A 20,785-nucleotide genomic window follows, 5' to 3' on the forward strand; every position below is an offset into this window, starting at 1 on the left:
CTTACTCCATTGCAAGTTCGAATTTTGCTGGGACATTTATAACGCCAGTTTTCGCAAACGTACCCTCATCTGCTCGCACGCGAAACAGGACAACATCAATACGGCGATGCAAAAACAAAGCAACATCACCCGTGTCATCCCGTACACCGCAGTTCACGTAATAGGTTCCGGGGGCAAATGAATTACCAAATTCAAATTTTAGCAGGAGCGTTTCGCCGGCACTGAAGGTTCTGCCTTTCACTTCAGGCATATCCGCGGTATCCATACCAAACAGCGCAATACCATCACGCGTCTTGACCATGAAGGCAAAGGCGATCTGTGTCACCTCCTCGGTAAAACGAACGCGATACTTCAGTATCAAACTATCGTTGCTGCCAAAAACGTTGGCAGGATGCCCCTCCGAGCTTTCCATCCATATCGACTCAACAACCGCGCGGCCGTCGCCATAAGAAAGTTCACAACTACTCAGCAAGCTGGGATCAACCACAGCCTCGACACTCTTTGCGACTGGCAGAGCCGATTTCTTCCCACCGCCGAACAAAACTTGTTCGTAGGTATCGCATACGTCTTTCGCAGCACCAAAAGCGGCGACACTTCCATTCTGAAGGAAGAGCGCTTTATCGCAGATTTTTTTAACTGTTTCAGTATCGTGAGTCACAAAAAGCAGAGTTGTGCCCTTTTCACGAAACTGTTCAATCCGTCGATAGCACTTTCGCTGAAAAGCAACGTCCCCCACCGACAAGGCTTCATCGACGATGAGAATCTCTGGACGCACTGCCGTTGCCACTGCAAATGCCAGCCTCACCTGCATACCGCTGGAATACACACGCACCGGTTGATCAATGTAATCACCTATGTCGGCGAACGCCTCGATTTCCGACATATGCAGAGAGACCTCCTCCAGAGAAAGCCCAAGCAACTGACCGGCCATATAGGCATTCTGTCTACCCGTAAAATCAGGGTGAAACCCCATACCCAACTCGAGCAGAGCGGCGACTCGCCCATTTATGTCTACACTCCCGGTTGTAGGTTGGGTAGTGCCCGTAATCATTTTCAGCAACGTGCTTTTGCCTGCACCATTGACCCCGATTATCCCTACCGCCTCACCTGCATTTACAGAAAAGCTGATGTCTTGTAATACCCACTTAAGGGTATGTCGGGGCTTTAGTTTGGGAATGAGCCACTCAGCCAATCGCCCCCAACGCGTGCGATATTGTTTGTATGCTTTGCCCAGTCCAACAACCGTAATGCTACCCATCAAAGTTCGTCCACTATTTCGCCTGCGTGCTTGCGGAAAAAACGCATACCCACAAAACACAAAAACACCGCCAGGGTGGTGATCGGCCACAAAGTTTCCCATTGCGGCCACTGACCGGAAACAAGAACCCCTTGAAAGGCGGCCATAAGGCTGGTCATCGGGTTAAGGTCAATAAACACGCGCAACTCTTTGGAGAGCGCGGTAATCGGATAGATGATGGGAGTCAGCCAAAACCAGAATGTAATGAAGATCCCAAAGAACTGTCCGACATCGCGGAAAAACACATTGAGCACCCCCAATGTAATGCCGAGCCCTATTGAAAAGAGGATCAGAATCAACAGCAACGGGACCAAGGCAAGAAATGCCAAACCAGGAAAATTACCGCTAATGATTAGAAAAGCAGTAAAAAGACCGAATGTGATGATGAAATTTATGCCGGCATTCGCGACAACCACGACTGGAAGGCACAACCGTGGAAAACTGATTTTCTTCAACAAGTTGGCATTATCGAGAAAAACAGTCTGACTTCTCCCGACCAGTTCGGCAAACAGCCCCCAAGTAAGTATCCCCGCGCACAGGTAGATACTGTATCCAAAGGTGCCTTCGACACCCGGCAACTTGGCTCTCATCACCTCAGCGAAAATAACGGTATATACGATAATCATCGCCAACGGATTGAGTATCGTCCACAACGCACCCAGCAAAGAATTTCTGTATTTGGACTGAAACTCTCGTTTGACACTTCCTGAGATAAACCCGCGATAGTTCCAGAGCGCTTTAAGCATAGAACTCATTGGTTCTCTCCTAAAATCAACCCCTCAAGCAGTGCAAGCTGCGATGAAAGCGTGGCTTCATTGGCGCGAGATTCGACGTTCAATCGCAATAGAGATTCCGTATTGGACTCTCTAAGATTGAAACGCCAGTCACCAAAGTCCATGCTCAAGCCATCAGTCATATCGATCGCTGGATTCAGCGGAAGATAGGCCTTGCGTATTTTTTCAATAATCGTCGGCACATCATCAACGCGATAATTGATTTCACCGCTGCATGGAAAATCGGAAATTCGTTCGTCAACTAACTGAGCCAGGCTCTTTCCATTAGCCGACATCAAAGCGGCTACCAGCAACCACGGAATCATGCCGCTGTCGCAGTACGCAAAATCACGGAAGTAGTGGTGAGCGCTCATTTCGCCGCCATACACTGCATCCTCCTCGCGCATACGCTCCTTGATAAATGCATGGCCGGTTTTACTTTGCACGGCGATACCACCCGCTTTCTCAACGCGCTCGATGGTGTTCCAAGTCAGTCGAGGATCGTGGATGATCTTGCTGCCAGGGTGCTTTATGAGCAGCATTTCGGCCAAAAGGCCAACCAGGTAATAACCCTCGATAAAACGCCCATTCGCATCGAAGAAAAAGCAGCGGTCAAAATCGCCATCCCAGGCCAGTCCGATATCGCACTGGTTCGCCAGTAGTGCATCACGCGTCAACTCGCGATTCTCAGGCAATAATGGATTTGGGACGCCGTTTGGGAAGGTGCCATCAGGCTCTTCATTGATAAACAGCAACTTCAGAGGTAGTCGCGCGGCCAGCGCCTGGAGTACAGGGCCGGCTGCGCCATTACCTGGGTCTGCGAGGATTTTCAAAGGTTTCAGTGCGCTGATGTCGACGTAAGTCAGCAAATGGTCGATGTAGGCACTCTTATCGAACGCCTGACGGACTGTCCCCTTTTCTGCCACCAGGTCACCCAGGTCACCCTGTTCGACGCGTTGGCGGATGGCATCAAGACCCGTGTCACCACTGATAGGGCGAGACTCTGCTTTGACGAGTTTCATCCCGTTGTAGCCTTTGGGATTGTGGCTGGCGGTAATCATCACGCCGCCATCAACTTTGTAGTGGCTTGTGGCGAAGTAAACTTCCTCCGTGCCGCAAAGCCCGATATCGATGACATCGCCGCCGGCCTCGGTAATGCCCCGCATCAGCGCTGCAGCCAAGGATGGACTTTCAAGCCGCATATCCTGACCAACCACGAAATTTTTCGCACGTAATTCAACTACGAGCGCGCGACCAATGCGGTAGGAAATATCTTCGTTGAGTTGAGCGGGAACCTGACCACGAATGTCATAGGCTTTGAAACACTGCGTCACGATAGGAGGATACATTCTACTCACATAGCTGAAATGTCCGATGCCGCCCTGAGGCGGCAACGGCAAGAATGGACCGCCAGGCTTGATGTCACTGGCGCTTGAACCCTGCAAGGCGCAGGGCTCGCATCGGGTTCAGTGTCGTTATTTGTCGACACGACCATAGTTATCTTCAAAACGCACGATGTCGTCTTCACCCAGGTAATCACCACTCTGCACTTCGATCAGCACCAGATCGATGACTCCCGGGTTCATCAGGCGATGTTGGTGGCCGGCGCGAATGAACGTGGACTCATTGGTGTTCAGCATCAGCTCCTGCTGATCGTTGACCACGATTGCCATACCGCTCACAACGATCCAATGCTCACTTCTGTGGTGATGCATTTGCAGTGAAAGAGAAGCTTTTGGCTTGACCACAATGCGCTTGATCTTGAAACGCTCGCCGTTTTCCAGCGTGGTGTAAGTACCCCAAGGACGATGCACCGTACGGTGAAGCAAATGTACCGTATGACTGCAGGCCTTTAGCTGATTGACAATATGCTTCACGTCTTGAGCGTGATCCTTGTGAGCAATCATCACCGCGTCGGGAGTATCAATGACCAGCAAGTCCTCAACGCCGACAAGCGCAGTCAACCTGTCTTCACTGTTGACATAGTTATTGCGCGAATCATGGGACAGTACCTCGCCCTCAAAGCGGTTACCGTTCTCGTCGGGCTCGGTCAATTCGCTGACAGCGTTCCACGAACCGATATCACTCCAACCAATGTCACAGGGAACAGTCGCAACTTTGGAAGAGCGCTCCATCAACGCGTAATCGATGGAAATATCCGGCACCGCTGCGAATGCTTCGGCATCAAGGGCCAGGCAACGGTATTTGGCGGACGAGGTCAGACGCGAGCTATCGATCGTTTTGCTAACCGCCTCGACTACATCCGGAGCATGCTGACGAAGCTCTTCCAGGACGGAGCCCACACGGAAGCAGAACATCCCGGAGTTCCAGTAGTAGTTCCCCGCGCTGACGTAGTTTTGAGCGGTTTCAAGATTAGGCTTTTCGACAAAACGCGCGACTTTCAAGCCACCTTTAAGAGGGGCATCCTTCTGCGCTTCAATGTAACCGAACCCAGTCTCAGGGTAGGTTGGCTGAATACCAAACGTTACCAACCAGCCGTCGGCAGCCAGCGCCATGGCGCTGGAAACGGCCGCAGCGAAAGCCTTTTCGTCTTTGATCAGGTGATCAGCAGCCAACACCAGCATCTGGGCATCGGGGCCGTGGGTGGATTCGAGTTGAAGTGCCGCTGCGGCAACGGCCGCCGCTGTATTGCGACCAAAGGGTTCAAGAATGAAAGCCTGAGCATGCTTGGCAGAATTGACTGCGCTGTACTCATCTTCAGTCTTGAACAAGAGTTCGCGGTTGGTCACCGTCAGAACTTCCACGACACCTTCCAGACGCGAAGCACGAAGGAACGTTTTCTGGATTAGATTCTGGCCATCTGGCAGTGCCATGAACGGCTTTGGATGGGTTTCTCGAGAAACAGGCCACAACCGGCTGCCCACTCCGCCAGACATAATTACGGGAATCAGTTCCATGCTCTCAATCCTTAGTCCCCTCTCCAGTGGATACTTCCAGAAACGGGTTCAATTATATTTCCGGTCATTTGTGCGTCCTGACTGACGCAAATACTTGCCCCAAGCCGCAAGAAAAAAACAGCCGCTCGGCCTAAATCCAAATCAATACGCAACACCCGGATCCTTGCCGATCAACGATTGGGGCAGGGCTTCTTTTATGAGGCGTACCCAATGAGGCGAAGCTGCCCGCCCACGACCGCGAGTCGTAAGAACCGGTATGATTGCTGATCATTCTACAGCTTGTGCTTGGACATTAATAACTCCCTCCCGGCGGAAGGCACAAAAAAACGCCCTTAAAATTGAAAGCATCCGAACAAGATCGATATCAAACCGACATCAACCCGGCTCGGCGTAACCACATCACAATCTCTACGAAAAATGGCTACTGCGCCAACAATGTCAGCCCTCGCGCACTGCGGAATCCAGAAGCTTCTCCAGGTACTGCCCATAGCCGGTTTTCTTCAGACGCTCGGCTTGAGCACGCAACTGCGCCATGTCAATCCAGCCATTACTGTAAGCAATCTCTTCAAGGCAGGCGACCTTCAAGCCCTGGCGCTTTTCGATGGTATGCACGAAGTGACTGGCCTCTAGCAGCGAATCATGCGTACCGGTATCAAGCCATGCGAAGCCTCGACCGAGCATTTCAACCTTCAGCGACTTCTGTTGAAGATAAGCGAGATTGACATCGGTAATTTCGAGCTCGCCGCGCGCGGACGGCTTGATCTTCTTGGCAATATCGACAACCTGATTATCGTAGAAATATAGACCTGTCACAGCGTAGCTGGACTTGGGCACTATCGGCTTTTCCTCGATACTCAATGCTGATCCATTAGCGTCAAACTCAACCACACCAAAGCGCTCGGGATCGGATACGTGATATCCGAAGATAGTTGCACCGTCCTCCTGCAGACCGGCCGAACGCAGGTTGTCCGAGAAGTGCTGACCGTAGAAAATGTTGTCTCCCAGGATCAGACAGCACGGATCATCGCCGATGAACTCCTCACCGATAATGAAAGCCTGAGCCAGCCCGTCCGGGCTTGGCTGTTCGGCGTAACACAGCTTGATGCCATATTGGCTACCGTCGCCCAACAGCTTTTGAAAGCACGGCAAATCTTCAGGCGTGGAAATAATCAGAATTTCGCGCATCCCCGCCAACATCAGCACGGACAAGGGATAGAAGATCATCGGCTTGTCGTAGATCGGCAGCATCTGCTTGGACACGCCAAGGGTCAGCGGGTGCAAACGAGTACCCGAACCGCCAGCGAGGATGATGCCTTTACGATTTATCGTGGTCATTTATTGAGAACTTCCGTAAGCATTCGGGTTACGCCACTGCGCCAATCCGGCAAGTGCAAAGAAAAATTGTCGCGCAGCTTTCCCGTATTCAACCGGGAGTTCAGTGGGCGACAGGCTGGCGTTGGGTAGACAGACGTTTCGATCGCATTGATGCCTTTCACACAGAGCTCTTCCCCATGCGCTTTGGCGAAGTCAATCACGTGAGTTGCATATCCATGCCAAGAGACTTCGCCAGCGGCCGCCAAGTGATAAAGACCCGACAATTCAGGACGCAGAAAAACCTGTCGAAGGGTCAAGGCACTGATGTCCGCAATCAGGTCTGCACCGGTTGGCGCCCCGATCTGATCAGCGATGACACTCAGACTTTCGCGCTCTTTTGCCAGACGCAACATGGTTTTGGCGAAATTATTGCCACGAGCGCCATAAACCCAGCTGGCGCGAAAGATAAGATGCTTGCAGCCGGATTCGATGATCAATCGCTCTCCCGCAAGTTTGCTGGCACCGTAGTGATTCACCGGAGCCACGGCGTCACTCTCCCGCCATGGTGCAGATCCATGCCCATCGAAGACATAATCTGTAGAGTAATGAACCAGCCACCCGCCAAGCGCTCTGACCTCTTGCGCCAATACTCCAACAGCACGCGCGTTCACAAGATCTGCCAGCTCAGTCTCGACCTCAGCCTTGTCGACTGCGGTGTAAGCAGCCGCATTGACCACGACATCTGGCCTGATTGCGCGGAGAGTTGCCCGTAACCCATCAATATTGCTCAGGTCACCGCACAAGCCATCGGTTACTTGACGATCCAGTGCCACCAACTCACCGAGGGGCGCGAGAGATCGCTGCAACTCCCAACCGACCTGGCCGTTTTTTCCCAGAAGAAGGATTTTCATGCCTTGCCCGTACGATCTGCGTAGTTCTGATCAATCCACTGCTGATAGCTGCCGCTCTTCACATGCGCGACCCATTCAGTATTGTTCAGATACCACTCCACCGTTTTGCGGATACCACTATCAAACGTTTCTTCCGGCGCCCAACCAAGCTCTTGCTGTATCTTGCTTGCATCAATCGCGTAACGCTGATCATGACCGGGGCGGTCCTGCACGTAAGTGATCAGACTCGCATGGGGGCAATGAGGCGAAGCCGGGCGCAACTCATCAAGCAGCGCGCAGAGAGCATGCACTACTTCGATATTTTGTTTCTCGTTGTGGCCACCAATGTTGTAAGTCTCGCCGATGACGCCATCGGTGACGACTTTGTAGAGCGCGCGAGCGTGATCCTCCACATACAGCCAGTCACGTACCTGGTCGCCCTTGCCGTAAACCGGTAGCGCCTTGCCTTCCAGAGCGTTAAGTATGATTAGCGGAATCAGCTTTTCCGGAAAGTGGTACGGACCATAGTTGTTCGAACAATTGGTAACCAGGGTCGGCAGACCATAGGTGCGAGACCACGCGCGAACCAGGTGATCGGAGCTAGCCTTGCTGGCAGAGTAAGGCGAACTTGGCTGGTAGGGCGTGGTTTCGGTAAACAGATCTTCAGGCCCTTCCAGATCGCCGTACACTTCATCAGTAGAGATATGATGAAAGCGAAAAACGGCTTTACGACCTTGCTCCAGGCCGCTCCAGTAATGACGCGCTGATTCCAGAAGCGTGTAGGTGCCAATGATGTTGGTCTGGATGAATTCCGACGGACCCGATATGGAGCGGTCAACGTGCGACTCTGCCGCCAAATGCATGATCGCGTCAGGCTGGTGCTCACGCAGAACTCGATCCATTTGACCGCGATCACAAATGTCTACGCGCTCAAATGCATAGCGCGAGCTCTGACTCACATCAGCCAGAGACTCCAGATTGCCGGCATAGGTCAGCTTATCGACGTTAACGACAGAATCGCCGGTATTGGAAATGATGTGACGGATAACTGCTGAGCCGATAAACCCGGCGCCGCCGGTTACTAGAATTTTCACGCGGTACCATGCCTTTGAGCTGCTGACAGCGATTCGGGAGCGCTGTCCAATCCACGAATGCAAAAGCTACCAATCGTAGCTTTTATCAAATTCAGTCTGAATGGGTGTGAAAACCTCACAACCAAAAGAGGATCGCATTTTACAGCTTCATAGGCGTTTTACTATTGGATATAGCTAAGCCTGGAAGCAAGCATATGAGGCTTTCACTCTGTCAAATGCTTGCGCGCAGCTCTGTTTTTACTCGCGACTCTTGATGAGCGCCCCAAAAACCAGCCTAACACCGGCCCGATCAGCATCCCGACAAGCAAAGCCAAAACCACGATCAACGAAATCGGCAACTGAGGCCCAGACAACCCCAGAAACAATAACGAAACCGACTGCTGATTCTCGAGAACAAACGCCAGAATCACCAAAATCAGTAAAAGAATAAAAACGCCAAGAAGTATGCGCTTGAGGTTACGCATCAGCGCCCCCTTGAAAAATAGCGAAGATCAAACCCCCTCCTCCTCTTCCTCATTCACCCGGTCACGCAATTCTTTACCCGGCTTGAAATGCGGAACGAATTTACCGTCAAGACTGACGGATTGGCCGGTCTTCGGATTACGACCGACGCGCGGCGCGCGGTAATGCAGGGAGAAGCTGCCAAACCCACGGATCTCGATACGATCACCGGTGGCGAGGCACTGGGACATTTGTTCAAGCATGGTCTTGATGGCCAGCTCCACATCCTTGGATGAGAGTAGCCCTTGATGGGTGACAATTCGTTCGATCAACTCCGACTTCGTCATATTTTTCCCTTCTTTTTCAAGCAGCTAGATCAGCGCTTGAAAGGTTTTAGCACGCCCGGAAGATTTTGAACAGCCCAGGGATTGACATATCTTCCTCCGCGTCGAAACGCCCGTTTTCAGGGCATCACAGCAACAAACAGGGCACAGCATGCTTAACGGCATATCACCAGCATGGTTCGCGTCACGTAGCCCGCCGGGTTGAAGCCAAAAGGAAACTCATCTTCATCCTTGGCATCATCTGACCTCGTGATCACTTTGTAGCCCGCGCCCTTGCACTCCTTCGCCGCGCGCTTCTGGCATTTCTCCCAGCCAGAGCCCAATCCAGAGCAGTCGACCTCTATGCCACTGACGCCACGCACCGCATGAGTTTTGGCACTGGTCGTACAGCCAGCCAAAAACAACACAGCTATGAGGACAATAAACTTGTTCATCCACTTCCTTATGCCAGGCAACTGCCCGACGACTACACGCTTAAGACCAAGCTTAGTCGTGAATAGGCGATTGATCCGATTAAAGAAACAGACCGCCCAGAAGCGGGATTGGTTTCACTAAAACCTTCATGCATGACTCGAAACACTAAATAGCGGGCACAAAAAAGGGCGACCGAAGTCGCCCTTTTTATTGCCCAATCAGAACTTAGTTCTGTTTGGCCGCCATTGCCTGGCGCAGCAGGCCAGCCATGGTGGTGTCAGCTGCTTCACCTTCCGGAGCCGATTTCAGGCTCTGGATAGCTTCTTTCTCTTCAGCATCATCTTTCGACTTGATGGAGAGTTGGATCACGCGGCTCTTACGATCAACGCTGATGATCTTGGCTTCTACTTCCTGGCCTTCTTTCAGAACGTTGCGCGCGTCTTCAACGCGGTCACGGCTGATTTCGGAGGCTTTCAGAGTCGCTTCGATATCGTCGGCCAGAACGATGATGGCGCCTTTGGCGTCAACTTCTTTCACGGTGCCAGTAACGATTGCGCCTTTGTCGTTAACCGAGACGTACTCGGAGAACGGATCGCTTTCCAGTTGCTTGATACCCAGGGAGATACGCTCGCGCTCTGGGTCAACCGACAGGATAACGGTGTCCAGCTCGTCGCCCTTCTTGAAACGACGAACAGCTTCTTCGCCAACTTCGTTCCAGGAGATGTCGGACAGGTGAACCAGACCGTCGATGCCGCCGTCCAGACCAATGAAGATACCGAAATCGGTGATCGACTTGATGGTGCCGGAGATTTTATCGCCCTTGTTGAACTGGCCAGAGAAATCTTCCCATGGGTTAGATTTGCACTGCTTGATGCCCAGGGAGATACGACGACGCTCTTCGTCGATGTCCAGAACCATAACTTCCACTTCGTCGCCGACTTGTACGACTTTCGAAGGGTGGATGTTCTTGTTGGTCCAGTCCATTTCCGAAACGTGTACCAGACCTTCAACGCCTTCTTCCAGCTCAGCGAAGCAGCCGTAGTCGGTCAGGTTGGTTACACGAGCGGTAACGCGAGTGCTTTCTGGGTAACGGGCTTTGATAGCAACCCATGGATCTTCGCCCAGTTGCTTCAGGCCCAGGGAAACACGGTTGCGTTCGCGATCGTATTTCAGAACCTTAACGTCGATTTCGTCACCAACGTTGACGATCTCGGAAGGATGCTTGATGCGCTTCCAAGCCATGTCGGTGATGTGCAGCAGGCCGTCCACGCCACCCAGATCGACGAATGCGCCGTAATCGGTGAGGTTTTTGACGATACCTTTGACTTGCTGGCCTTCCTGCAGGGATTCCAGCAGAGCTTCACGCTCGGCGGAGTTCTCGGCTTCCAGGACGCTGCGACGGGAAACGACAACGTTGTTGCGCTTCTGGTCCAGCTTGATGACCTTGAATTCCAGCTCTTTGCCTTCCAGGTGCGTGGTGTCGCGCACTGGACGGACGTCAACCAGGGAACCTGGCAGGAACGCACGGATGCCGTTAACGTCGACAGTGAAGCCGCCTTTAACCTTACCGTTGATAACGCCCTTGACCACTTCCTCGGCTGCGAAGGCTGCTTCCAGAACGATCCAGCATTCAGCGCGCTTGGCTTTTTCACGGGACAGCTTGGTTTCACCGAAACCGTCTTCAACCGAGTCCAGCGCAACGTGAACTTCGTCACCGACATTGATAGTCAGATCGCCAGCGTCGTTGTAGAACTGCTCAAGCGGGATGAGTGCTTCAGACTTCAGGCCAGCGTGAACGGTTACCCAGCGAGCTTGGTAATCGATATCAACGATAACACCGGTGATGATGGAGCCTGCCTGAAGGTTCAGGGTTTTTAGGCTTTCTTCAAAGAGTTCCGCAAAGCTTTCGCTCATTTTAATTCCTGTAAATGAGGGCGAAGGATACGCCCATCTCCACACCCCAGACGGTGTGGGTTAGTTTCATATAGAAGAAGCGTCGCAGGACTATGACTGGTCCCCTGCGGCCTTCTTGGTCACCCGGCGATATCGCGAATGGCGATCTCGCTCATGATGCGTTCAAGCACCTGATCGATGGACAACTCCGTGGAATCCAGCTGTATGGCGTCAGCCGCCGGCTTAAGCGGGGCTACCGCTCGCTGGGTGTCACGCTCGTCGCGTGCACGGATCTCATCTAGCAGACTCGACAGACTAACACCCTCGACTTTGCCCTTCAACTGCAAATATCGACGGCGCGCCCTCTCCTCGGCACTGGCGGTCAGGAAAATCTTCAGCGGTGCATCCGGAAAAACCACCGTGCCCATGTCGCGACCATCGGCCACCAGACCCGGCGCTTCCTGAAAAGCACGCTGGCGCTGCAGCAGCGCCTCGCGTACGGCCGGCAATGCAGCCACTTGCGAAGCGCCGGAGCCGACGCTTTCGGTGCGGATCACATCGCTGACTTCGTCACCTTCCAGAATGATCCGTTGCAACTGACCTTCGGTCGCCGCAATGAACTGAACATCCAGATGAGCGGCAAGCTTCTTCAGCAGCTCTTCATTGGTCAGGTCGACACCATGGTTATGCGCAGCAAATGCCAGCAAGCGGTACAACGCACCGGAATCCAGCAGGTTCCAGCCCAGACGCTTGGCCAGTATTCCGGCTACGGTGCCTTTGCCCGAGCCGCTTGGCCCATCAATGGTGATGACCGGTGCAATGTTTTTCACGACTGAGCCTCTTGTGCCACACGAATGCCGACCTGCCCGCACAGCGCGAGGAAGTTGGGGAACGACGTCGCGACGTTGGCGCAATCATGGATGCGGATCGGTGCGGTGGCGCGCAGGGAGGCCACACTGAAAGCCATCGCGATACGGTGATCGCCGTGACCATGCACTTCGCCGCCGCCGATCTGGCCGCCGTCGATGATGATACCGTCCGGGGTTGGCTGGCATTTCACGCCCAGCGCCAACAGACCGTCCGCCATCACCTGGATACGATCCGATTCCTTGACCCGCAGCTCTTCAGCGCCAGTCAGCACGGTACGCCCTTCGGCGCAGGCAGCCGCCACGAACAGCACCGGGAATTCGTCGATGGCCAGCGGAACCAGCTCTTCGGGAATCTCGACACCTTTGAGTTTAGCTGCCCGCACGCGCAGGTCAGCCACAGGCTCGCCGCCGACTTCACGCTGGTTTTCCAGGGTGATGTCAGCACCCATCAGGCGCAGGATGTCGATCACGCCGGTACGGGTCGGGTTGATGCCGACGTGCTCAAGCACCAGTTCCGAACCTTCAGCGATCGACGCTGCGACCAGGAAGAACGCCGACGATGAGATGTCGCCCGGCACTTCAATATGGGTCGCAGTCAGCTTGCCACCGGACTCAACCGATGCCGTAGCGCCATCAACGCTTACCGAATAACCAAAACCACGCAGCATGCGTTCGGTATGGTCACGGGTAGGTGCCGGCTCGGTCACTGTGGTCTTGCCTTCCGCGTACAGACCGGCGAGCAGCAGGCAGGATTTCACCTGAGCACTGGCCATCGGCATGGTGTAAGTCAGGCCTTTGAGTTTATGCCCGCCACGAATAGTCATCGGTGGACGACCTTCGGCAGCAGTTTCGATCACGGCGCCCATTTCGCGCAGCGGATTGGCCACGCGGTTCATCGGGCGCTTCGAAAGCGAGGCATCACCCGTCAAAACACTGTCGAAGTTTTGCGCAGCCAACAGGCCGGACAGCAGACGCATCGACGTGCCGGAGTTGCCCAGATAGATCGGGCCCGGCGCCGGTTTCAGGCCGTGCAGGCCGACACCGTGAATGGTCACGCGGCCGTGGTGCGGGCCTTCGATGACCACGCCCATGTCGCGGAATGCCTGCAAGGTCGCCAGGGCGTCTTCGCCCTCAAGGAAACCTTCGACTTCGGTGACACCTTCGGCCAGCGAGCCGAGCATGATCGAACGGTGGGAAATGGATTTGTCACCCGGTACGCGAATCCGACCGGACAGGCGGCCACCAGGTTGAGCCAGGAAGATCAGATCGTTGGAATTCATAGCGTCCACATAGGCCCTGCGGGCCAGGATTTTACTGAAATGCTCGCGGGCAACCCGGGCGCGCGTGAAGACGCCCAACAATTGGTGCCCATCCCCTGCATCGACCGCGTCGCGCAAAGCGTCGAGGTCGCTGCGAAATGTATCGAGTGTGCGCAGGACAGCCTCGCGGTTGGCGAGGAAGATGTCGTGCCACATCACCGGGTCGCTTCCGGCGATTCTTGTGAAATCGCGGAAACCGCCCGCAGCGTAACGGAAGATCTCAAGATTTTCATTGCGCTTGGCCAATGAATCGACCAGACCGAAGGCCAGCAGGTGCGGCAGATGACTGGTCGCGGCCAGCACTTCATCATGACGCTCGACTTGCATGTGCTCGACATCGGCACCCAATTCGCGCCACAGACGATCGACCACAGCCAATGCGGCCGGGTCGGTTTGCTCAAGCGGCGTGAGGATCACTTTGTGGCGACGGAACAGCTCGGCATTGGAGGCTTCCACCCCGCTCTGCTCGGAGCCGGCAATCGGATGGCCCGGCACGAAACGCGCCGGCATACCGCCAAACGCCTCGGTCGCCGCGCGCACCACATTGCCTTTGGCGCTGCCAACATCAGTCAGAATCGCCGCCCCCAGATCAATACTCGCCAAACGCGCGAGCACTTTTTCCATGGCCAGAATCGGCACCGCCAACTGAATTACGTCAGCGCCCTGACAGGCCACCACCAGATCATCTTCACAACGGTCGACCACACCCAACTCGACCGCCAGCTTGCGCGATTGCGGATCGAGATCGACCCCGACCACTTCGCGGCAGATGCCACTTTCACGCAAGCCTTTGGCAAACGAACCACCGATCAACCCCAGACCGACCACCACAAGGCGCCCGATCATAGGTGCAGCAGATTGCAGTGCAGTGACATCACCCACGAGCCAGAACCTTGCGCAGCGCTTCGAGGAAGCGGCTGTTTTCCGCCGGCAGACCAATGGTCACCCGCAGGTGGTTCGGCATGCCGTAGTTGGCCACCGGACGCACGATCACGCCTTCGCGCAGCAAGCCCTGAAATATTGGAGCCGCGACTTGGCCGAGGTCGACGCAGATGAAGTTGCCTTTGGATTCGATCCAGCTCAGGCCCAACTCACGGAAACCGGCTTGCAGCTGCTGCATACCCGCCTCGTTGAGCTGGCGGCTTTGCGCCAGATATTCCTCATCCTTCAGCGCCGCACAGGCTGCCGCCAAGGCGAGGCTGTTGACGTTGAACGGTTGGCGAACACGGTTCAGCACGTCCGCCACCACCGGGGTCGACAGACCGTAGCCAACACGCAATGCCGCCAGACCATAAGCCTTGGAAAAAGTGCGCGAAACCAGCAGATTGGGGTAAGCCGCGAGGAAATCCAGACCGTCCGGCAGATCGCTGCCTTCGGCGTACTCGATGTAAGCCTCGTCCAGCACCACCAGTACATGCTCCGGAACATCCTGCAGGAACTCGTCCAGCGCTTCTGCGCCGAACCAGGTGCCGGTCGGATTGTTCGGATTGGCGATGAACACGACACGGGTATTGGCATCGATGGCCGCGAGCATCGCCGGCAGGTCATGCCCCCAATCCTTGGCCGGCACCACTTTGGCTTGTGCGCCGACGGCCTGAGTGGCGATCGGGTACACCGCGAACGCGTGCTCACTGAACACGGCATTCAGGCCCGGCGCCAGATAGGCACGCGCGACCAGCTCAAGAATGTCGTTGGAGCCGTTACCCAGAGTGACCTGGCTCAGCTCGACACGGCATTGCTCGGCCAGCAGGGATTTCAGCGCAAAACCGTTGCCATCCGGGTAACGGGTCAGCTCGGCCAGCTCTTCGCGGATGGCTGCCAAAGCTTTCGGACTGGCGCCTAGCGGGTTTTCGTTGCTCGCCAGTTTGACGATTTTGGCCGGATCCAGGTCCAGCTCGCGCGCCAGTTCATCCACAGGCTTGCCCGGAACGTACGGCGAAAGTTGTTGCACGCCCGGCTGTGCCAGAGCGAGGAAATTGCCACTCATTTGCTACCGCCCTTAGAGAACTGCTTTCGGGTAGGAACCCAGCACTTTGAGTGCTACTGCTTCCTGACTGATCTTTTCCAGCACACCTTTGATCAACGGATCACGGTGGTGGCCGACGAAGTCGATAAAGAACACGTAGGTCCATTTGCCGCTGCGCGACGGACGGGTTTCGATGCGGGTCAGGTCGATCCCGTTGTCATGGAACGGCACCAGCAGCTCGTGGAGCGCACCCGGCTTGTTGCTCATCGAAACGATGATCGAGGTCTTGTCGTCGCCGGTCGGCGGCACTTCCTGGTTACCGATCATCAGGAAGCGCGTCGAGTTATCCGGACGGTCTTCGATCTTCTCGGCCAGACGGGTCAGGCCATACAGACCGGCCGCCATGTCGCCGGCAATCGCCGCCGAGTTCCACTCGCCCTTGACCCGCTTGGCCGCTTCAGCGTTGCTCGACACCGCGACGCGCTCGACATTCGGGTAATGCGCGTCCAGCCACTTGCGGCACTGGGCCAGCGACTGCGCGTGGGAATAGATACGACTGATGCTGTCGGTCTTGGTGTTTTCACCGACCAACAGGTGATGGTGAATGCGCAGCTCGACTTCGCCACAGATGACCATGTCGTGTTCGAGGAAGCTGTCCAGCGTGTGGTTGACCGCGCCCTCGGTGGAGTTTTCCACCGGCACCACGCCAAAATTCACCGCACCGGCCGCCACTTCACGGAACACTTCGTCGATCGCCGCCATCGGCTTGCTGATCACCGCGTGACCGAAGTGTTTCATCGCTGCAGCCTGGGTGAAGGTGCCTTCAGGGCCGAGGTAAGCCACTTTCAGCGGCTGCTCCAGCGCTAGGCACGAGGACATGATTTCGCGGAAAAGCCGCGCCATCTCTTCGTTGCCCAGCGGCCCCTGATTGCGCTCCATCACGCGCTTGAGCACCTGAGCTTCGCGCTCAGGACGATAGAACACCGGCACTTCGCCTTCGGCCAGCGAGGCCATCTTTACTCGCGCGACTTCCTGGGCGCAACGCGCACGCTCACTGATCAGCTCAAGGACTTTGGTGTCCAGAGCGTCAATACGAACGCGCAGTGCCTTGAGTTCTTGCTCGGACATCAGCCGTGTTCCTTCTCGAATTCAGCCATGTACGCCACCAGCGCGTTAACGGCGGTGATGTCGACGGCGTTGTAGATGGAGGCGCGCATGCCGCCCACGGAGCGGTGGCCCTTCAGATTGAGCAAGCCGCGCTCTTCGGCACCGACCAGGAAAGGCTTGTCCAGACGATCATCAGCCAGACGGAACGGCACGTTCATCCACGAGCGGTCCGACTTGTTGATCGGGTTGCTGTAGAGGCCGCTGGCGTCGATGAAGTCGTACAGCGTGCGCTGCTTGACGTCGTTGAGCCTGGCGATCGCTTCAACGCCACCCTGCTCTTTCAGCCACTGGAACACCAGACCAGACAGGTACCAGGCCAGCGTCGGCGGGGTGTTGTACATCGAGCCGTTATCGGCCGCGACTTTGTAGTCGAGCATGGTTGGGCACAGCGAACGCGCCTTGCCGAGCAGGTCTTCGCGGATGATGTTGACGACGATGCCGCTCGGGCCGATGTTTTTCTGTGCGCCGGCGTAGATCATGCCGAAACGCGAGATGTCGACCGGACGCGAGAGGATGTCCGAAGACATGTCCGCTACCAACGGCACGTCACCGGTTTCCGGGATCCACTGGAATTCCAGACCGCCGATGGTTTCGTTCGGCGCGTAGTGAACGTAAGCGGCGTCTTTCGACAGTTTCCACTCGTTCTGGCCCGGGATGGCGAAATAGTCGTAAGGCTTGGCGGTGGCGGCAACATTGACGTGACCGTAGCGCGAGGCTTCTTCGATGGCTTTCTGCGACCAGATACCGGTGTCGATATAGTCGGCCGAGCCGTTTTCCGGCAGCAGGTTCAGTGGAATCTGCGCGAATTGCTGGCTGGCGCCACCTTGCAGAAACAGCACTTTGTAGTTCGACGGGATATTCAGCAGGTCACGCAGATCCTGCTCGGCCTGAGTGGCGATGGACACGAACTCATCGCTGCGATGGCTCATTTCCATGACCGACAGACCCTTGCCGTGCCAATCAAGGAGTTCACCCTGGGCACGTTGCAGGACAGCTTCAGGAAGCGCCGCAGGACCGGCGCAGAAGTTATAGGCTCGCTTGCTCACATCCAATCTCGCTCTGATTTGGTGGTATCACGCAATAAATCACACTACCGATCAACACGGCCCTGTGGGAGCGAGCCTGCTCGCGAATGCATCACCGCGGTGCGTCAGAGGTACCGCAGCGCCTGCATTCGCGAGCAGGCTCGCTCCCACAGGGGATCTCCATGATGTCGAAATTTCATACCGGACAAATAACAAGGGGGCGAATTCTCATCCGCCCCCTCGTTTGTCCGCTTATTCTTGCGGTTCTTCGTCTGCTGCGGCGTCGAGTTGCTGGTCTTCGGCAGCATCGTCGATCACGACGTTGCCTTCGAACTCCTCGCCCTCTTCACCCTCAAGCTCTTCACCTTCAACTTCCGAAGGCTCCTGAACCCGCTCCAGCCCAACCAGGGTTTCATCCTTGGCCAGCTTGATCAGTGTGACGCCCTGAGTGTTACGACCCAGGCTCGACACTTCGTCGACACGGGTACGCACCAGAGTGCCCTGATCGGAGATCAGCATGATTTCTTCACCGTCCTGCACCTGAACCGCGCCGACCAGACGGCCGTTACGCTCGTTGCTGACCATGGCGATAACGCCCTGACCGCCACGCTTGTATTCAGGGAACTCGGTGATCGCCGTACGCTTGCCGTAGCCGCGCTCGGAAGCAGTGAGAATCTCGCTGCCTTCTTCTGGAATCAGCATGGAGATCAGCTTCTGCCCTTCTGGCAGACGCATGCCACGCACACCGCGGGCGGTACGGCCCATGGCGCGAACTTCGGATTCCTTGAAGCGAGTCACTTTGCCGCCGTCGGAGAACAGCATGATTTCCTGCTCGCCATCGGTAATGGCGGCGGAGATCAGGATGTCGCCTTCGTCCAGTTCCAGCGCGATCAGACCAACGCTGCGCTGACGGCTGAAGGCCACCAGCGGGGTCTTCTTCACGGTACCGTTGGCGGTCGACATGAAGATGAACGGGGCTTTCTTGCGGTCAGCAGCCTTGATGCGAGCACGACGTTCTTCATCGGTCTCGTTGCTGTTTTCGATTTCTTCTACATCAGCCTCGGCGCCTTCGGCTTCTTCTTCATCAGCCTGACGCTTCATGGCTTCGAGATCGACCGGCAGCATGGTGGTGATGTATTCACCTTCGCTCAATGGCAGAAGGTTGACCAGCGGACGACCACGGGCGGCGCGGGACGCTTCCGGAATCTCGTAGGTCTTGAGCCAGTAAACCTTGCCTTTGCTGGAGAACAGCAGCAGCGTGGTGTGGCTGTTGGCAACCAGCAGGTGAGCGATGTAGTCCTCATCCTTGACGCCGGTGGCCGACTTGCCTTTACCGCCACGACGCTGAGCCTGGTACGCAGCCAGTGGCTGGGTCTTGGCGTAGCCACCGTGGGAGATGGTCACGACGCGTTCTTCTTCCGGGATCATGTCACCCAGGGTCAGATCGAGACGGGCATCGAGAATCTCGGTGCGACGCTGATCGCCGTATTCGGCGCGGATCACTTCCAGCTCTTCGCGGATCACTTCCATCAGGCGCACGGCGCTGTTGAGGATGCGGATCAGCTCGCCGATCTGGTTGAGGATCTCTTGATACTCGGCCAGCAGTTTTTCGTGTTCCAGACCGGTCAGACGGTGCAGACGCAGTTCCAGAATGGCTTGCGCCTGTTCTGGCGACAGGAAGTACTTGCCTTCACGCAGACCGTATTGCGGATCGAGGTTTTCCGGACGGCACGAGTCGGCACCTGCACGCTCAACCATCGCCACCACTGCCGAGGATTCCCACGGCGTGCTGACCAGCGCTTCTTTGGCTTCCGACGGCGTCGGCGAAGCCTTGATCAGGGCGATGACCGGGTCGATGTTCGACAGGGCAACGGCCTGGCCTTCGAGGATGTGCCCACGCTCGCGCGCCTTGCGCAGTTCGAACACGGTACGACGGGTGACGACTTCGCGACGGTGACGAACGAAGGCTTCCAGCAGATCCTTGAGGTTAAGGATGCGTGGACGGCCGTCGATCAGCGCAACGATGTTGATGCCGAATACCGATTGCAGCTGGGTCTGGGCGTAGAGGTTGTTGAGGATCACCTCAGGCACTTCGCCGCGACGCAGTTCGATCACGACGCGCATACCGTCCTTGTCGGACTCGTCACGCAGTTCGGTGATGCCTTCCAGCTTCTTCTCTTTGACCAGCTCGGCGATCTTCTCAATCAGACGCGCCTTGTTCAGTTGGTACGGCAGCTCGGTGATGACGATCTGCTGACGGCCACCGACCTTGTCGATGTCTTCGATGATCGAGCGGGCGCGCATGTAAATACGGCCACGACCGGTACGGTAGGCTTCGATGATGCCGGCGCGACCGTTGATGATCGCGGCGGTCGGGAAGTCCGGACCGGGGATGTATTGCATCAGTTCATCGACGGTCAGCTCAGGGTTGTCGATGAGCGCCAGGCAACCGTCGATGACTTCACCGAGGTTGTGCGGCGGAATGTTGGTCGCCATGCCCACGGCAATACCGCTGGAGCCGTTGACCAGCAGGTTGGGGATACGGGTCGGCATGACCGCCGGGATCATTTCGGTGCCGTCGTAGTTCGGCACCCAGTCCACGGTTTCTTTGTGCAGGTCAGCCAGCAGCTCATGCGCCAGCTTGGTCATGCGCACTTCGGTATATCGCATGGCCGCAGCGTTGTCGCCGTCGACCGAACCGAAGTTGCCCTGACCGTCTACCAGCAGGTAGCGCAGGGAGAAAGGCTGTGCCATACGAACGATGGTGTCGTACACCGCGGTATCACCGTGCGGGTGATACTTACCGATCACGTCGCCGACAACACGGGCAGATTTCTTGTACGGCTTGTTGAAGTCGTTGCCCAGCTCGCTCATCGCGAACAGTACGCGACGGTGCACGGGCTTGAGGCCATCGCGCGCATCCGGCAGTGCACGGCCGACGATCACGCTCATCGCGTAGTCGAGGTAGGACTGTTTCAGCTCGTCTTCGATATTGACCGGGAGGATTTCTTTGGCCAGTTCGCCCATGAGAAGCCTGATTCCTTTTTCTGGTGAAACTTCG

At 55.9% G+C, this 20,785-nt stretch carries 17 protein-coding genes; all 17 read right to left on the reverse strand.

The genetic code is table 11. The annotated features are described in order from the left end of the window. Window position 1 precedes the first annotated feature (1 nt). A complete protein-coding gene (locus J0G10_RS30155) occupies window positions 2-1,258 on the reverse strand; it encodes an ABC transporter ATP-binding protein (protein WP_220556677.1) in 1,257 nt (418 codons plus the stop codon). Then, window positions 1,258-2,052 carry an ABC transporter permease gene (locus J0G10_RS21750; protein ID WP_220556678.1) on the reverse strand — a complete coding sequence of 265 codons (795 nt, stop codon included), beginning with the start codon at window positions 2,050-2,052 and terminating at the stop codon, window positions 1,258-1,260. The genes J0G10_RS30155 and J0G10_RS21750 overlap by 1 nt, the downstream gene beginning before the upstream one ends. After that, the gene (locus J0G10_RS21755; protein ID WP_281062961.1) at window positions 2,049-3,419 is read right to left on the reverse strand and encodes a phosphohexomutase domain-containing protein; all 1,371 of its coding nucleotides are present in this window, start codon (window positions 3,417-3,419) and stop codon (window positions 2,049-2,051) included. Before J0G10_RS21755 ends, J0G10_RS21750 begins: the two co-directional genes overlap by 4 nt. 126 nt (window positions 3,420-3,545) lie before the next feature. Further along, on the reverse strand, window positions 3,546-4,988 hold the full coding sequence (locus J0G10_RS21760) for a mannose-1-phosphate guanylyltransferase/mannose-6-phosphate isomerase (protein WP_220556679.1): 1,443 nt from the start codon (window positions 4,986-4,988) through the stop codon (window positions 3,546-3,548). 438 nt (window positions 4,989-5,426) lie between these two features. Further along, window positions 5,427-6,323, reverse strand: coding sequence for a glucose-1-phosphate thymidylyltransferase RfbA (gene rfbA, locus J0G10_RS21765; RefSeq protein WP_220556680.1), 897 nt, complete (start codon window positions 6,321-6,323; stop codon window positions 5,427-5,429). Further along, on the reverse strand, window positions 6,320-7,213 hold the full coding sequence (gene rfbD, locus J0G10_RS21770; RefSeq protein WP_220556681.1) for a dTDP-4-dehydrorhamnose reductase: 894 nt from the start codon (window positions 7,211-7,213) through the stop codon (window positions 6,320-6,322). The genes rfbA and rfbD overlap by 4 nt, the downstream gene beginning before the upstream one ends. Next, window positions 7,210-8,286, reverse strand: coding sequence for a dTDP-glucose 4,6-dehydratase (rfbB, locus tag J0G10_RS21775; protein WP_095048559.1), 1,077 nt, complete (start codon window positions 8,284-8,286; stop codon window positions 7,210-7,212). The genes rfbD and rfbB overlap by 4 nt, the downstream gene beginning before the upstream one ends. 203 nt (window positions 8,287-8,489) lie before the next feature. After that, a complete protein-coding gene (locus J0G10_RS21780; RefSeq protein WP_095048560.1) occupies window positions 8,490-8,750 on the reverse strand; it encodes a lipopolysaccharide assembly protein LapA domain-containing protein in 261 nt (86 codons plus the stop codon). Window positions 8,751-8,777: 27 nt separating this feature from the next. Continuing rightward, the gene (gene ihfB / locus J0G10_RS21785) at window positions 8,778-9,074 is read right to left on the reverse strand and encodes an integration host factor subunit beta (RefSeq protein ID WP_003189779.1); all 297 of its coding nucleotides are present in this window, start codon (window positions 9,072-9,074) and stop codon (window positions 8,778-8,780) included. A gap of 152 nt (window positions 9,075-9,226) precedes the next feature. After that, complete coding sequence (locus J0G10_RS21790) at window positions 9,227-9,505, reverse strand: hypothetical protein (RefSeq protein WP_220556682.1); 279 nt, start codon at window positions 9,503-9,505, stop codon at window positions 9,227-9,229. Window positions 9,506-9,710: 205 nt separating this feature from the next. Next, window positions 9,711-11,399: a 30S ribosomal protein S1 gene (gene rpsA, locus J0G10_RS21795; RefSeq protein ID WP_122609279.1), complete on the reverse strand. Its 1,689-nt coding sequence runs from the start codon at window positions 11,397-11,399 to the stop codon at window positions 9,711-9,713. 119 nt (window positions 11,400-11,518) lie between these two features. Next, complete coding sequence (gene cmk, locus J0G10_RS21800) at window positions 11,519-12,208, reverse strand: (d)CMP kinase (RefSeq protein WP_064391442.1); 690 nt, start codon at window positions 12,206-12,208, stop codon at window positions 11,519-11,521. Then, a complete protein-coding gene (locus tag J0G10_RS21805; protein ID WP_245398060.1) occupies window positions 12,205-14,412 on the reverse strand; it encodes a bifunctional prephenate dehydrogenase/3-phosphoshikimate 1-carboxyvinyltransferase in 2,208 nt (735 codons plus the stop codon). Before J0G10_RS21805 ends, cmk begins: the two co-directional genes overlap by 4 nt. Window positions 14,413-14,440: 28 nt before the next feature. After that, complete coding sequence (gene hisC, locus J0G10_RS21810; RefSeq protein WP_186620523.1) at window positions 14,441-15,553, reverse strand: histidinol-phosphate transaminase; 1,113 nt, start codon at window positions 15,551-15,553, stop codon at window positions 14,441-14,443. Between the two features lie 12 nt (window positions 15,554-15,565). Continuing rightward, window positions 15,566-16,660 (reverse strand): prephenate dehydratase, encoded by a 1,095-nt coding sequence (gene pheA / locus J0G10_RS21815; protein WP_016770924.1) that lies wholly within the window; start codon window positions 16,658-16,660, stop codon window positions 15,566-15,568. Next, entirely contained in the window at window positions 16,660-17,745 is a 1,086-nt protein-coding gene (gene serC / locus J0G10_RS21820) for a 3-phosphoserine/phosphohydroxythreonine transaminase (RefSeq protein WP_095048564.1), read from the reverse strand. The genes pheA and serC overlap by 1 nt, the downstream gene beginning before the upstream one ends. 231 nt (window positions 17,746-17,976) lie before the next feature. Continuing rightward, window positions 17,977-20,751, reverse strand: a complete 2,775-nt coding sequence (gene gyrA / locus J0G10_RS21825; RefSeq protein ID WP_093435302.1) for a DNA gyrase subunit A — start codon at window positions 20,749-20,751, stop codon at window positions 17,977-17,979. Window positions 20,752-20,785: the final 34 nt, after the last annotated feature.

This window comes from Pseudomonas germanica, from assembly GCF_019614655.1.
Classification (GTDB): Bacteria; Pseudomonadota; Gammaproteobacteria; order Pseudomonadales; family Pseudomonadaceae; genus Aquipseudomonas; species Aquipseudomonas neuropathica.